The organism is Paenibacillus amylolyticus, from assembly GCF_050990605.1.
Taxonomy (GTDB): domain Bacteria; phylum Bacillota; class Bacilli; order Paenibacillales; family Paenibacillaceae; genus Paenibacillus; species Paenibacillus amylolyticus_H.
In genome coordinates this window covers 3,035,525-3,051,280 of the sequence record NZ_CP158832.1, presented here as the reverse complement: position 1 = coordinate 3,051,280, position 15,756 = coordinate 3,035,525, and the positions used below count along the sequence as shown (strand labels likewise).

10 protein-coding genes are annotated in these 15,756 nt (G+C 46.9%); 1 reads left to right on the top strand and 9 read right to left on the bottom strand.

Going from position 1 to position 15,756, the window contains the following annotated elements:
• Positions 1-16: 16 nt before the first annotated feature.
• The gene (locus tag ABTV53_RS13860) at positions 17-1,300 is read right to left on the bottom strand and encodes an SGNH/GDSL hydrolase family protein (RefSeq protein WP_433753704.1); all 1,284 of its coding nucleotides are present in this window, start codon (positions 1,298-1,300) and stop codon (positions 17-19) included.
• A gap of 297 nt (positions 1,301-1,597) precedes the next feature.
• On the opposite strand from ABTV53_RS13860, the gene ABTV53_RS13855 reads away from it, so the two are divergent.
• Entirely contained in the window at positions 1,598-2,740 is a 1,143-nt protein-coding gene (locus tag ABTV53_RS13855) for a glycosyl hydrolase family 8 (RefSeq protein WP_433753703.1), read from the top strand.
• A 181-nt stretch (positions 2,741-2,921) separates the two neighbouring features.
• Here ABTV53_RS13855 and ABTV53_RS13850 read toward each other — a convergent pair whose 3' ends face one another.
• The 8 genes from ABTV53_RS13850 to ABTV53_RS13815 all read right to left on the bottom strand — a co-directional run bounded on the left by ABTV53_RS13850 (position 2,922) and on the right by ABTV53_RS13815 (position 15,755).
• Positions 2,922-4,580: an ABC transporter substrate-binding protein gene (locus ABTV53_RS13850; RefSeq protein WP_433753701.1), complete on the bottom strand. Its 1,659-nt coding sequence runs from the start codon at positions 4,578-4,580 to the stop codon at positions 2,922-2,924.
• A 21-nt stretch (positions 4,581-4,601) separates the two neighbouring features.
• Positions 4,602-5,531 carry a carbohydrate ABC transporter permease gene (locus tag ABTV53_RS13845; protein ID WP_433753700.1) on the bottom strand — a complete coding sequence of 310 codons (930 nt, stop codon included), beginning with the start codon at positions 5,529-5,531 and terminating at the stop codon, positions 4,602-4,604.
• A 27-nt stretch (positions 5,532-5,558) separates the two neighbouring features.
• On the bottom strand, positions 5,559-6,413 hold the full coding sequence (locus tag ABTV53_RS13840; protein ID WP_433754197.1) for an ABC transporter permease: 855 nt from the start codon (positions 6,411-6,413) through the stop codon (positions 5,559-5,561).
• 276 nt (positions 6,414-6,689) lie between these two features.
• On the bottom strand, positions 6,690-9,044 hold the full coding sequence (locus tag ABTV53_RS13835; RefSeq protein WP_433753698.1) for a helix-turn-helix domain-containing protein: 2,355 nt from the start codon (positions 9,042-9,044) through the stop codon (positions 6,690-6,692).
• Positions 9,045-9,335: 291 nt separating this feature from the next.
• Positions 9,336-11,039 carry an RICIN domain-containing protein gene (locus ABTV53_RS13830; protein ID WP_433753696.1) on the bottom strand — a complete coding sequence of 568 codons (1,704 nt, stop codon included), beginning with the start codon at positions 11,037-11,039 and terminating at the stop codon, positions 9,336-9,338.
• A 275-nt stretch (positions 11,040-11,314) separates the two neighbouring features.
• Positions 11,315-12,262: a carbohydrate ABC transporter permease gene (locus ABTV53_RS13825; protein WP_433753695.1), complete on the bottom strand. Its 948-nt coding sequence runs from the start codon at positions 12,260-12,262 to the stop codon at positions 11,315-11,317.
• 17 nt (positions 12,263-12,279) lie between these two features.
• On the bottom strand, positions 12,280-13,125 hold the full coding sequence (locus tag ABTV53_RS13820; RefSeq protein ID WP_253435651.1) for a carbohydrate ABC transporter permease: 846 nt from the start codon (positions 13,123-13,125) through the stop codon (positions 12,280-12,282).
• Positions 13,126-13,178: 53 nt separating this feature from the next.
• Positions 13,179-15,755 carry a DUF5696 domain-containing protein gene (locus ABTV53_RS13815; RefSeq protein WP_433753692.1) on the bottom strand — a complete coding sequence of 859 codons (2,577 nt, stop codon included), beginning with the start codon at positions 15,753-15,755 and terminating at the stop codon, positions 13,179-13,181.
• Position 15,756 lies beyond the last annotated feature (1 nt).

Below are 15,756 nucleotides of genomic sequence, written 5' to 3'. Positions count from 1 at the left end.
GACTATCCGTTTTCGGTTAATCCACATAGCCAAACCCCAGAATGGTGAAACATTTATGTTCATGACCTTCCGCCATTTCGATCTCGATGGAGTGCTCCCCAACATGCTCTTCGTTAAGCAGAAGTGTGGCATGGCAATGGGTCCAGTTGATTTTACGCGGATCGACTTTTTGGACGAATACCCCATCTACCTTGATATGTGCGGTTCCGAATTCATCGTTACCAGAATCCTTGAAGATCAGAATGAGGCGACTGCACTGCAAACTTATTTTAAAGCTGCTTTGAGCCTCTATTCCCTCTCCTGTACACATCCAGTTGTTGGGGAACTGGGGTGTACCATAGTCATGAGAATCCATCTCAGCCATCTGCAGATCCGTATCCGTTTTGCAAAACGAGCCTGCATCAATACGGGCAATGGTATTGCCATTTTTTCGATCCAACAGCTTCACATGAACAAATTCATTTCCAATTAGCGGTGCCTTTTCAATATCATGATCTTTCTCATCCCACTCCGAACGATTCGTCACGTCGAACAAATATTCCAAACCATCGGCCATAATCCGATGTCCTGTGTTAGTAGGATGATATATATCATGGAAAAATTGCTCTTTGGAAATAATGTTGCCCTCACTTTTTGTCTTCTTGAACTGATCAACGACAGCATCTTTCACACTTACCATGGGCAGATCATAATGCCAGCCAACCGGGGCGAGACGATCCTGTAGATTCCAGTCATTTTCAAATACACTGAATAACAAGATGACTGCTGGCTTGTTATCGGCAGCAAGTGCTTTGAGCACCAGACTCTCGTAACATTTACCTTGGGTTTCATCATCTGCGTCATTGACTGCGAATTCGATTACGACGATATCCGGCTTAACCGTACCTCCCCTTAATACATCACGATCATAACGTACAATCCCCAATTCCGATGGAGTACCTCCCACACCTGCTTTAATCAGATGAATCGGACTATCTTTTGAAAGCGCAAACATAAATTTAAATGACTCATACGATCGATAAGCGTAACTTTGGTTATGAATAGGTATTGCACCAGCACCTTGAGTAATGGAGCCTCCAATATAAGCAATAACAACTGGTTCGCCGTTTTTTGCCTTCTCAATGGCTCGTTTTAATCTGACATTGTTCCCTTTGTTCAGAAGAGACCGGCCAATCATATCGCGATATCCATGTGATTCAAAGTCAATTGCGGGTTTGACTGCTGACGCTGTCACTCCGACTGGATCGCGCGGTGCAGTGAATTCGGTGTTTTCACCTGCATCTTCTGAATCCTGGAGCATAAATCACCATCACATCCTTTCGGTTAAATTCTGACCATTCTCAAGCAACATTTAAAGAGTAAAGGGTCACAACTTGTATTATTATTAGATCAAGTGTGATCCTTCCCCCAAAGTGTATCCCTTACATAATTTTACAACAACCTGACAAATTATAGGATTTCCACCACTATATCATTTTAATTCGACTACAATCACATGCAAATTAGAACACCTATAATTTTTCATGTAAACGCTTTAATTTGTATACTATTTCCATGTTATAATTTTGAAAAACCGCATTGATGAAGGAGGACACACATGAATATTACGGGTCAAGGCGCGTTGGATACGGGCACTTATCAGAATCTGTTTCTGAAGCTAGGCTACGATGAGAATGAGATTACGACCAGATTGGAAGAAACATGGAACGAACTGTTCTATGGCGATGAAAATACTCGAATATATTACCCCATGGGTGAGGACAAGGGATATATGCTGGACACCGGTAATCACGATGTTCGTTCCGAGGGCATGTCCTATGGCATGATGATGGCTGTTCAGATGGATAAAAAGGAAGAATTTGATCGACTCTGGAATTTCTCCTACACGTTTATGCAGCATACCGAAGGTCGATACAAAGATTACTTCGCTTGGCATTGCAAGCCTGACGGAACCCGACTCTCGCAAGGACCTGCTCCTGACGGTGAAGAGTTTTTTGCCATGGCGCTTTTTTTTGCCTCCAACCGCTGGGGCGATGGCGCTGAACCTTATGATTACAAAGCACAAGCCCGCAAGATCCTTCGTGCATGTATACATCAGGGCGAAGACGGCGAAGGTGATCCCATGTGGGACCCGGAAACAAAACTGATCAAATTCATACCAGAAACACCGTTTAGCGACCCATCCTACCATCTGCCTCATTTTTATGAACTATTCGCAAAATATGCGGATGAAGAAGATCAGAGCTTCTGGAAAGAAGCGGCGGCCGCTAGTCGGGCTTACCTTCATACAGCCTGCCATCCCGTAACCGGACTATCACCTGAATATGCGAACTATGACGGCTCTCCGGCTCCAATACAGCCGCATGGTGATTTCAGACATTTTTACAGTGATGCCTACCGTGTTGCTGCGAATATAGCGCTGGACTGGGAATGGTTCCGCAAGGATCACTGGCAGATCGAACAATCCAATCGGATTCAATCCTTCTTCAGTGATATTGAAATGTCCGATTATCGTCGTTATACCATAGATGGAGAAGCTTTTGACGAATCTGCGCTGCATCCTGTAGGTTTACTGGCTACCAATGCCATGGCTTCACTGGCTGCGGACGGTCCACATGCTGACACATTCGTTCGTAAGTTCTGGAGCACACCTCTGCGTCAGGGAGAGCGACGTTATTACGACAATTGCCTGTATTTTTTCAGTATGCTGGCTCTAAGCGGAAGATATCGCATGTACTAAACTAAGAGAAAATGCACGAGCCGTTGTACCTGTCCAGTGAACGTTTGGCTTGCAGGACAGGTGCAAACATAGCATGAAGCTGATTTTTGGGCATCTGAATTAAAAAAATGTTCCCGGCTCGCATATACTGATTGCGAACCGAGAACATTTGCATGTGCAAATACATTCAACAACATCTAATTTATTTGGTAACTGAAGAAGTATCGTAGGAGGATTGCATAATCTCCAGATAACGATTAATGTTCAGTCCTTCCAGACCTTTTACATATTCATCCCAATCCTTATCCAGACTTTTGGCGCCAGTAATAAATTGCAGGGAGTTCTGATCGATGTAATCTTTGAGATTGGTCTGCATCATACTGGCTTCATCGGCAAGGGATGGATCAACCCACAATGCCCAATGAGGGAAAACGTCTTTTGGTTCCTTGCCTTCCATTAACAATGTCGCCTCATAGAGTCTTCGCTCATACCCATCATTGGCATAGATGTCTGTTCCCTGCACTTCAGCGTCCCGATATGCCCTGTGATGATTGTACTGACTCAGTGCAGCCCAGCTATCGTTACGAGGTTCTTCTCCAGAAGGAAGCGGAATGGCTTTATAGAGCGGCTCTATCTGATCATTGAGCGCCACTTCGCCTTCCTGTGGTTTACGCCAGCTTGTGCCCTCCTCTCCCAGATAAGATGCCATGGTACCTTCCTGGGTGTAGAAATAATCAAGCAACTTTATAGCTGCGATCTGCGTTTCCTCGCTTGCCTTGTTCGTCAGTACAAAAGATGCTCCAGGATCAATCGGATAGTTATACGTAGCATAAGTGGCATTCGGTCCCTTCAGTGGAGGGATGGGATTGTAATCATTCCCGTAAGGCGAACCTTCCGAAGTGGTTACAAATAACGATGGATGCATCGCTGCTCCTGCACCCAGAAGCTGCGCATCAGCGTTATCACCGATTTTTTTGAAAGCACCCACGTTTTGAGTAAAGGCACCCGGATCAATCAGTCCTTCATCATAGAGCGATTTGATATAAGTAAGTCCTTCTTTCCACTCCGGTTTATTCACTACCGTCTCCACTTTCCCCTGATTGACAATTAAGTAATTTCGATCGTCGTCATAGATAAAACCATTCATCAAATACGGGATAATGTGCACGCCGAAATTTTCAGTCGAACCGCTTAGCGGTACTTCGTCGGCTTTACCGTTTCCATTCGGGTCCTTCGTTTTAAATGCGCGAAGCATCTCCTTAAACTCCTCTGTCGTAGCAGGTTCGTTCAATCCGAGTTGTTCCAACCATTTGGTGTTGACCCACATCTTGTTCGGGTATGAACAGTGGAAACATTCATTCAGTCCCGTCAGACCGTAGATATTTCCGTCCGGAGCGGTGTTCATGGCCCGATAATAATCATTGCTTTCAAGCACTTTTTTAATATTGGGAGCATACTGATCAATCAGATCATTCAGTGGTAAAATAACCCCCTGTTGACCAAACTTCAACAAGTCTGTCTGGGAGAAACGGTCTACCCAAGGGATCAGCAGATACAGGTCCGGATAATCACCGGAAGCAAGTGAAATCTGTCTTTTCTCCGCTGCGCCGTCGAATGGAACCGTGGTCCAGTTGAACTTAATATCAAACTTCTCTTCCATTTTCTTCGTGAATTTGTTAGTGGACAGATTGGTATCCGAACCCTGGTGAGCAAACACATTAATGGCTGTCTTGCCTGACGGATCGCTGCCTTCCCCGTTACCCTTATCAGAACTTGAACATCCGGCAAGTACCAACGAAGTAAACAGCATACAGGCAAGAATGATGAATCCCGCTTTTTTCAATACAATCCTCTCCCTCATGAATAATAGAAAAAAATGAACTTATCCTTTGACTGAGCCAATCAACATGCCTTGCACGAAATACCTTTGAACAAAAGGATAAATGATTAGCACCGGCAAGCTGGCCATGACAATTAACGAGTATTTCATGAGTTCAGCCATCTGCTGCTGTTTGATCATTTCCGATGCATCCATGTTCCCCGTACTGCTGTTCAGAATAAGAATACTGCGCAATATCAGCTGCAGCGGATAGAGTGACTGTGATTTCAGGTAGATGAGGGCGTCAAAATATGCATTCCACTGACCCACAGCATACATCAGCGACAGCACGGCAATAATCGGTTTGGCGAGTGGCAGGATAATACTGAAGATAAACCGGATGTCACTGCAGCCATCGATGTCTGCTGCTTCGGACAATTCTTCCGGTATCGAATTCTGAAAAAAGGTGCGGGCAATGATGACTTGCCATACCCAGACGGCATTGGGAATCAGCAACGCCCAGCGGGTATCAATCAGTCCCATGGTTTTGACCACCAGATAGGTAGGAATCAAACCGCCCGAGAACAGCATGGTGAAGGTAATAAACATCATTAACGAGCTGCGACCAACAAACGTTTTTTTGGATAATGGATAAGCAATCATAATGGTCAGTGCCACGCTGATGAAGGTGCCGCAGGCTGTATAGAAAAGGGAATTGGCATAACCGGTAAGGACTTGATCATTCCGCAATACAGACTTGTAACCGTCAAACGTCAGTTCAATGGGCCACAACCAGACTTTTCCCGAGGAGACGGCAGCAGGGCTGCTGAGCGAAGAACTCACAATATATATCAAGGGATACAGCACGGCAATCAGCACCACAGTCAGCATGAAGTAAACAACCGTTATAAATACGCGGTCTCCCCAGGATTCACGGATCGTACTACTGCTCTTGATTCGCGAACGACCTGCATTTGTCTGTGTGTTAGGCATGAATTGGTTCTCCTCCTTTCGCTCCCGTCACCATAAGCTTGTATTGGACAGTCGTTTGGCGACCGCGTTCACGATTAATAGCAGAATCAGGTTAATCACCGAGTTGAACAGGCCAACCGCAGTAGCGAAGCTGTAATTGGCATTCAGCAACCCTATTTTATAGACATACGTGGAGATGATCTCCGAAGCAGACAGGTTGAGCGGATTTTGCAGCAAATATATTTTCTCGAACCCGACAGCCATGATATTCCCTACACTCAGAATCAGAATGATGACGGCTGCCGGAAGCAGTCCGGGCAGATCAACATTGAGGATTTTCTGTATTCGATTGGCTCCATCGACTTTGGCGGCTTCATACAAGGATGGATCAACACCAGCCAGGGCAGCCAGATAGATGACTGCGGAGTACCCCATTCCCTGCCACACATCGGAGAATACGTAGATGGATCGAAATAGTCCGGGCTCACCGAGAAAATTCACCGATTCGAAACCAAGGGCGCCTGCAATCGTGTTGACAATACCCAGCCTAGGTGACAGAAACAGCATAATGATGGAGACCATTACAACGGTAGAGATGAAATATGGAGCATACGTCACCATTTGTACTGTTTTTTTGAATCGGATGTTTTTGATTTCGTTCAGCGCGAGCGCCAGTAATATAGGAATCGGGAAACCAACGATCAGGCTGTAAAACGAAATGTAGAGCGTGTTCTTGATCAGCATGACAAACGCCGGATTTTTAAAAAGTAATTCGAAATACTTGGTTCCGGCCCACGGACTGCCCCAGATCCCCTTGATGACGTTGTAATCTTTAAATGCCAGGACCGCATTCACCATGGGTACATACTTGAAAATAATAAAGTAAGCAATTGGTGGCAAAATCAGCAGGTATAGCTGCCAATGTCGCCTCCAGCTTCTGGCTAAAGCTTCCTTCAAGACAGATGGTTTACTTCTTTTCTCCACGGACTTGGATTCACTGGTCATTGTTGTTCTCAGAATCATCCCCCCATTCTTGGCTCCCAATCGTGCTGAATTTCAGCTCAATTTGGTAGCGCTTACTTTTTGAGTAATCATAAGATTGGGCTGGGGATTGCGTAAAGGTACAGTTACGCCGGGAAAGTACAAAAAGCGAATGTATATCATCAGAAACACCCTACATTAACCGCTATGAACGTCCATTTTCCGAAACACACTCGGGGAAATGCCTCGTACCCGCTTGAATGCTCGACGGAATGAATGTGCACTGTTATACCCGGTGGCCTCCGCTATTTCGTCAATGGTCTGACCGGTGGATTGCAACAGGTTTGAGGCAGCATCAATGCGTACCCGTTCTACATAATCGGAAAGATTCTCTCCTGTATGCTCTTTGAACAGTTGGGATATAAACTTCTCGGACTTGCTCATATGCTCGGCAATCCGATAGATCGTCAAGTTTGCATCCCCATAATTTTGCTGGATAAAACGAATCATTTCACTTACCGTATCTGCATGCGCTCCTGTTCTTCTCCTCTGAAAATCACCGCAGATGTCTTCTGTTAACTGTTTGAATTTTTCACGCAGCGAAGCGATCGTTTCTGTCATCTGAATGGATGTCACCCGAGTTTTATATTCCTCCAGCAGGGCGGAATCCAGCTTGAATTTTGGTTCGTCCAGCTTCAGAAAAGTCCCCTTTAGCTCCATGATGAACTGTTGCGCCATCTCGTAGGAGAGTTCCCGCTCTTCAAAATTACGAAGAAACAATTGCTCCAGAATGCGTATTGCCTCTTCAGGATCGCCGACTTTGATTGTGTTCAGCAGGCGCTGTTCGGACTCAATCGGATAATAGAACATTTCATTTTCCTTCATCGTATCTTCAAATCTCACCAGATGATCTGTTCCCATATGAATGGCATAATCCAGAGCTTGTTTGGCTTCGTCAAAGGAGCGACCTGCATCATTCCAGACCTCGTAAGCTGCACCTGTTCCAATTGTTGTGGATATCCGATGCTCCCGGTAGATCACTTCCATTAGGGTGTTCAGCTCTTTTTCACACCTCCCTATAGCTTCATTCAGTGGGTTATTTTCATCCAATGGACAGGCAAAAGCGATCTGGTCGGTTCCCCAATCCGTGATCAGCAGTTGCGCATTCCACTCTGTAAGCACCTGTTTGATGAGCAACCTTGCGACGCCCAGTTCATGAATGGTTTCTTCACTGTCCGGATTGGCATATCCGTTTACCTTCACTAAGCCTGCCAAGCCCTTGCTGCTATGAAGAGAAATGTGCGCCTGGGATGATATAACCTCCAACTCTAGTGAGGTATAGACTTCCCCGGTTAACAGACGTTTGATAAAACCGTCTCTCAACAATGGAATCTGCCCATTCATGGCGTTTTTAAGTGAGTCATTATTTGCAATTAGATTGTTAATATGGCTTGCCAAAAAATCATATTCATTGCCCCGTTTGCCAGGGAATTCGGTGAGTTGTTCCCGAAAAGAGGCCAACAGTTTGTAAACGGGTGCACTATTTCGATAGGCCAAAACCAGCCCAAACAGCAGGCCCAAGGCAATGGTTGCCAACGTAAAGGCCAGCGTGACTTGCTTGATTTGATCGGCCTTTGTCATGAGTGACTTCTCCGGAATACCTGCCATGTAATTCCATCCATTTTGACTGGACTGTATCGATATCAACAGCCGACCATCGCTTCCAGGCTGTACGTTCTGCCCGTTCCGCTCCGTTTCTGCAGCGTTACTTTCACTCCGACGTTTCTGTGCCATTCGTTCGGCTTCGGATTGTTCAATGCCAAGGGAGAAAATGATCTGCCCTTCCGCATCGGTGACAAGAGTCCAACCACCATATTGATCCACAATATTTTGAGTAAGGCTGGCCATCTGATCCTGATCAATCATGATACCAATCGTCGCTTGCGGCTTATTGAAGCTGTTCAAAGGCAGAGATTGCAAAAACGTAATGGCGGGAACGTCTGCAAGCACTGTGCCGAGTATTTCACGCTTATAGTTCCGAAGCGGTATGATTTCGTTAAAGTGCGGTTGTTTCAGAATTTGGTCATGCCACTGTTCAAACGATATACCCTCCAACTGATTGGCCGCATAATAATGCTCCGGACGATAATACACGGTTCTTGGTGTGATAATGGCATTGTAGTTCGGAATGTGAATGAAGAAATGAGACAAGTAATCATTGGTACTGCTGTACATGGAGAGACTCCGTTGCATGCGGTTCATACCGTAGACGTTGTAGAGATCCTGCGGCTTCGGGCCAGCAATTAAATTTTGCAAATCAGGATTGATAGCAAGCTGCCTGGTAAAGGCTTCGACTTGAAGAAGGTTACGTTCAATGATCTCTTTGCCGAGACTCAGCGACTTCAAGCTGTTCTCAATGGAGCTGGAACGAGCCGCTTCAATGGAAGCTCGGTAAGAGGCATATCCCGCAATTTGAGGAATCATCAGAATGATGAGATACGAAATGAGGAATCGGCGGAACACGGGTGAGAATTTGGACCATAGGAGCTGCATATGTACCCTCCCTTTTTATCAAGCGCTTTCGTTTCTGTATGATAAGGTAGCTGTTCAATGATACACCGGGCATTTCTTCCTGGTGAAGGTACAACTTCTTCCTTATGGTACATTTACTTACTACAGCGTACAATGCTTGTATGAAAATAAATGTCTGTCTGCTGTTTGGTGCACAAATATAGTCGTATCTTACATTGCACGGCCTTCATGGCAAAGTATCAAAAATAAACGCAAAAGAACCTCCCCAAGCAACGAATGGCTTGGGGAGGTTCTTGTTTCACGTTGTATTTTTTAATTGCTTACGGCAACAAATTTCCATTGTTGGTTTGTTGCACCCGTGTAGGTGTTCTGTTGCAACTTCGCACCATCCGAAGTGGAAGCGTTGGCGACTTCAATCGCTTTGTTGCTGTTCACGTTGATGATACTCCAGTATCCGTTTCCAAGGTCATTCACTTTGAAATGCTGAGCGGTTGTGTTCAGATTGCTCATGAGCTGGACCACTTCCCCATTGGTGTTGGTACCGTTGCGAATGTCGATGACTTTGTCCGGTGAGTTCACACTTGTCAACGTATAGTTACCGTTGCCGATCGAGGTCAGAACCCACTTCTGAGGGTTGCCGCCCAGATCACTCCACTGCTGGAGCTGAAGATTGTTTTCGTTTAGACCACCTGGGACATCAATAACCTTGTTGGAATGCCGGGCAACAATTTTATAGGTTGCACCGGATACAAGACCCGTTGTTGGTCCGCCTGATCCACTGCCCGGGTAAGTCAGAGCACGTTCATGGTACCAGTTAAACAGGAATCGTCCCATGGCACTCCGTGAAGCATCCCCGTCCCACTTCAGGCCTGCCGTAGGATCGGCAAAGGAGCTTCGTGGTCCTTCACTTAGAATGAATCCGTTCATATGAGCTGCAATGCTGACATTGCCTGCTGCGTTGAAGATTGTTTTGGTATTCGTGCCGAAACCTTCATTGCTGCCATTAAACAAGTTCCAATAGGCCGAATCACCAGGTTTGTTTTTGAACCAGGTTACCTCGGTAATGTTAATCGGATATTTGTCAGCGGCTGCCTTCACGTTGGTATTCCACTGGTCTTGCAGAATGGAGAAGTTGTCATATGCGCCATAACCAGGGTACCAGTGAACCGCATACCCATAGTTATTGAGCGGGTCAGTCAATGGATGGCTTGCTGTCAAGCTGTAGAATTGGTTGTAGCCCAGCCCTGCAGCCCAGATCACGTTGTCCGCACCTTGGCTGCGAATCGTTGAAATCATGGAATTTTGGAAATTGCGCAAGTCATTCCAGTGATCCACAAAATCATTTTCCCCGTTGTACCCACCCCAATGTCCATTGGCATAGGATTTCACCGGTTCGTTGATCAGTTCGAAGTGAACGTTGTCTGCACTTTTGATCTCCGGGCGTGAAGCGAGATAACCCCAGATTTGATTGAACTTTTGCAGGTTGGCAGGTGTTGTTGCCTGATCATCCTTCAATGTGAAGTCTAGTCCCAGCACAACATAGACACCTTTTGTTTTGGCATATTGAATGTACGGAATAATTACATTTTGCGTAACAGTCTGCACACCGGCAAAGTTATATGTACCAGCAGCCACATCTCCCATGTCCTGACGATCGATGAACAGACGAACCTGATTCATATTCCAGCCATGATTGCTTCCGTATTTCGGGCTGGTGTCCGCAAAGGTATCCGTAATGTCTTTCAGATAAGCCAGTGTAGCTGCATGACGGTTATTGCCGTGCAGATTGAGATAATAATTGCTGTCCTGATATGTCCAGTAGGCGCCTGAAGGTTGATGCCAACCGTTCAGAAGCACAGGCTGGTTGTTGCTGTTCACCAGGTTTTTGCCGTTTACGTGAAGCTTGCCCATCGGCATGCCCACCCATGCTTCGGCGCGGCTGCCTCCCCATGGAGCAATGGTGATCAATAAAGCCAGAATGAGTACAAGTTTACAAGATGTCATGAACTTCTTCACTATAATTCCTCCTGATCTGATATATTGTCTTGCAATATTGTGAGGTAAGCTCCGTCAGAGTATCTCTGATCAAACAGATCGCTCAGGTCGGCGCCCGCTCCCGCAGCCCGTTCCACACCAGCAGGGGGATCCTGCGCAGGTAAGGATCGCGGTTCTGCTGTGAGCAGACGTTCATGAGAGTGTTACATGCCCCCTTTTCACAGATGGAATGTTGCATGAAGTTCCTCCTTCCTCTCACAGTCTGATCCCACTCCACACGTACAGGAAAACTTAACTTAACCGACGATTCCCGTACGCTCTACACTCTCTACGAAATATCGTTGCACAAACAAATAGATGACAATCAAAGGCAGTATGGCAAGAAGAATTCCTGTATCCTGGATCATGCTCAGATAGAACGGATCGGCCTGGGAAGCTGCACCGTCAGTAACCTGCTGGGCCAGATTATACGGAAGGGACGATAACTGGGTCGACATGACTTTACTTGAAGTCAGATAAGTCGTCGTATAGAAGCTGTCGTTCCACTGCCATACGAAGGAAAACAGCATGACTGTTACCATGGACGGAATGGCATTGGGCAGCATGATTCTTGAAAATGTTCGTCCGATGCCCGCGCCGTCCACATAGGCCGCCTCCTCCACTTCCTTCGGAATACCTCTGAAGAATTGCCGGAAAATAAAGATGTACAAGCCGGCCTTAAGTGAATTGGCCGTAATCGCCGTCAGAATAAACGGCCAATAGGTGTTCAGCAAATTAACAGGTTTGCCGGCTATTAGCGTCATAAGCCCCATCAGGTCAAAGCTTTTCAGATTCAGGTATACCGGAATGAGAATGGTCGTTGGCGGTACAAGAATCGTCAGAATGACACCGGCAAACAGCCAGTTGCTCCCCCTGAATTTCAGTCTGGCGAATCCGTATCCTGCAAGTGCACAGGATGCTGTAGTCAGCAGTGTAGTCGTTGCAGACAGGGCAAACGTATTAAACAGTGTTGCCCAGTAATCCATTACGCGTATCGCCTGCTTGAAATTGTCGATGGAGAAGTTCTGTGGAATCCACACCACCACTGCCGAATACAGATCACCTTTTGCTTTGATGGATGTGGAAACCTTCTGAAATATGGGAAACAGGATAACGAAGGAAAGCCCGGTAATCAGAACGAATCGGATCATGGCCCACAGCCAGCCTTTCCAATGCTCCAGCGATAATAATCGTGATGTTGTCACGTGGGACACCCTCCTTTCTAATCTTGATAGAAGACTCGCTTCGAGAAGATGATGGATACGATAACCAGAATGATGGCAATGGCCAGAAAGTAGACCCATGCCATGGCAGAACTTAATCCAAAGTCAAACTTGACGAAGCCGGTATCCCGGATCAGTTCCGTCATGGCGTTATTGGCAAACGAATCAATGATGGTGTAGATCGCATTGACAAAAATAAGCGGGCTGACCATCGGGAATGTAATTTTCCAGAAGGCTTCATACCCCGTCGCGCCCTCCATCTTCGAAGCCTCATACAGTTGAGGAGAGATTGTCTGGATCCCTGCCAAAAAGATCAAAATCTGTACGCCGGATTGACTGACGATCTGATAGATCCGATCTACGGCGCTACTCAGATAGGTGACGATCCAATCGCTCACTCCGGCATTCACCATCAGATTTTCGAGTTCAAATGTCCCGAGTGAACTTCCACCGGTGCTGCTCTGATTAACCGCTTCAATCAGGCTGGTGCTCTCCAGCGTCATAATCACTCCCGATGCCAGAATAACGGGCAGGAAAAAGATCGACCGCGCTACAGCCCGGCCTCTGAACTTCTGATTCAGGATGACGGCAAGGAACAGACTGAATATTACAATAAGCGGTACGTTGATGAGCACATCTGTGATCGCTTCAATTAATGCACGGTTAAAGCTTGTATTAACGGTCAGTGCCTGAATGTAATTGGCGACACCGGTGAACTGAATTGCTATGCCTTCTGCGTTGGCTTGAATTGTACTCATGCTGTATCGCAGAGAGGCTAACAGCGGAATGAAGAAAAACAATACAAAACCAATGAGCCAGGGAAGCACGTAGATTACGCCCCACATGGCTTTCTGCTGAGCATACGTACGACTTCCCCATTTCCATTTCAGGAGCGTCTTCAGAGCTGCTCACCACCAGTCACATAGCTTTGGGCTTCCACTGTATTGTTGTCAACTTTCACAGGGAAGTCGTTATAATTGACGATTACGAACCCGCCACCTTTATATGTTGTCCGGAAGACGCCCTCTTCCAGGGATTCATGTGATATCATGGAACGTCCTCCAAACGGAAGGTTCACCTGGTTCACCTCGTTGTAGATCTCGGCAGCCAGATCGATCCACTGTTCATAATTCGCTGCGTAGAGATCATCATAATCCGTTTCTTTCACAACATGGTTTGGCGCATTGAACCATGCAAAGTAAGGGCTGGCTCCATATTCAATCAACTTCAGCACATATTGCCTTGCGTTCGTATATGTGGAGAGATTGTATGGAGTACCTGTATAGCTGATGCTGCCGTGTACAACGAGCTGATAGAACGGAATCTCTTCATCCTCCAGCTTGAATCGGCTGCTGGTCATCGGCGCATCTGTCAGACCGGTTACATACGGCAGGGCATAAGCGTTCCCACCTTCAGCAACAAGCGAGCCAGCCTGCTCGCGAATCTGTTCAAGTGCCTTTTTTACGGAGTCGAGGGCTTGTGTTCGGTCCACCAGCTTTTTCGGATTCATATCGCTGTTTAACTGCCCTGCCAAGTCATTCAGGCTCAGCGACAGTCCATCCTTTTGCAGGGAACTGAGCTCATCTAACATGTCTTCCGTCACGTCTTCCAGCAAGTTGGGCGATAGCACATAGGAAGGTGAACGATCCCGATCCCGCCGCTGGATGGCCTGATTCATCGGATACATAACCGCCGGTTCCTGAGTTAATGTGCGTGAAGCTTCTTTGGACGGTTTAAACCCTTTCTTGGATTGCACATTCAGCAGAGCGATATCGGGATATAAGCCGATGCCCGCTTCTTGTGTGTATGCGATGAATTCCCGTAATCCCTTTTTCCCGCCTACGGCGCCGTCGACTTGAATGTTATCCGGCAGGCGATGATGAAGTCCGCCGTTAAGCCATCCCGCATAACGAACCTGAATATTGGATACTTTCTTCTCCGTCAAGGCAGCGAGAATGTTTTTGGCTTCATCAAACGTGGTCAAAGCCTCCGTCGAATCATACGGTATGCCCAGCATATGTTTTCTTGTTGTCATGCCACCGAACAGTTGCAGGTAAAAGGGAACGTTGCTCTGCTCCTTGCTGGCATTCAGCTCGGGAAGTCCGCCATTCTGCAACAGATAATCCCGATAGAGAGAGGCGAGCCCCGAGTAAGAGGCCTTATCTTCCCCAACAAAAGCATATCGAACGACAAAATCAGACACGGTTGGTTTCTTCTGGAACTTGGGAAGTGTACGAACCATATCGCTTGCCTGAAGCGTCACATCGCTCTTGTTCACGACATAGAAGCTTGGATATACGTTGTTGTAGCTGTTCAGCTTGCCGCTGATATCGGCATTCACAACTGCAACGGCATCCCCTTCTTCAATAATGCCCAGGAAAGCTCCCTCTTTCCGAATCAGTCCAAATACCGGCAACCTGGCTCTGGCTTCATTCGAACTTGCTTCCCGCAGTTTCATGGTCATATCCGGTCCGTATATGTCTTGTTGATAGGCAGGATACTGCAGCTTGCCATTGTTAAAATGGATCAGCGCTCCCGAACCGTCCGGGACCAGTATGGAGCCCTCTTCATCTGAACCCCCGGCCCCGAAATAATCCAGCACAGATATGCTGTTGATCGGATACTCCTCCGGAAAATGAATGCCTGATGACGGAACACGTACGAGAAGATCCTCTCCATCCAGCTCATATTCCATCGTAAGCATAAACAGCCGTGGTCCACTTCGTTCCTCTTCAATGCCAAACTCGGCATGATCCTGAGCCAGATCCTCCGGTGTGTAACCGGCTGTGTCAAAAGCCTTCAAAGCCCGGGACAGTTGCAATCCTTGCATCGCCTTATCAATCCGGACGTAAGCGCCTTCATCCTTGTCTTCCGCATAGCCGACCTTCAAGGCCCGCTGCCCTGCCTTGTCTAGCTGTGCAAGCAGCTTTTGTTCAAATCGCTCCTTGCTGATCTTCATCGGCAAGTCTTCAATGGATCGCTCAGTGCTTCCAAACTGGTAGTGAACCCGTACGCCAGCTGGCAACACCTCGTAGCTTATCTGCTTGTGTGCAACACTATCCGTGAAGGAATTCACAGTGCTGCTCTGTCCAAGGCTATTAAAGAAGCTGAGCTTCGTTTGTGATGACAAAAGGTCTTTATTTATCCCGGCTGCAACCCCATCCTGCTCACGATCTGCTGGATTACTGCGCCAGATTTGCCCGCTCTGCGTGTGAATCACAGCAGTCTCGGCTGTCTCTTCGTGAATGAACAACTGCAGCGCAGCATTCTGCGCAATGCCTACCATACCCGGAAGGCGGACATCGCTGAACGATGATTTCAGTTTCTCTCCGGGAGGCAGGGAGGGAAAGTCCGTCGGATCTGCGGCAGTCACTGTCTCGTGAGCAAGCGGTGTTGGCGAGAATTGACAACCGCCAAGAAGCAGACTGCTCGCGAGCAGCATTCCTGTTATTTTTTTGGCTACGGCATATTTCATA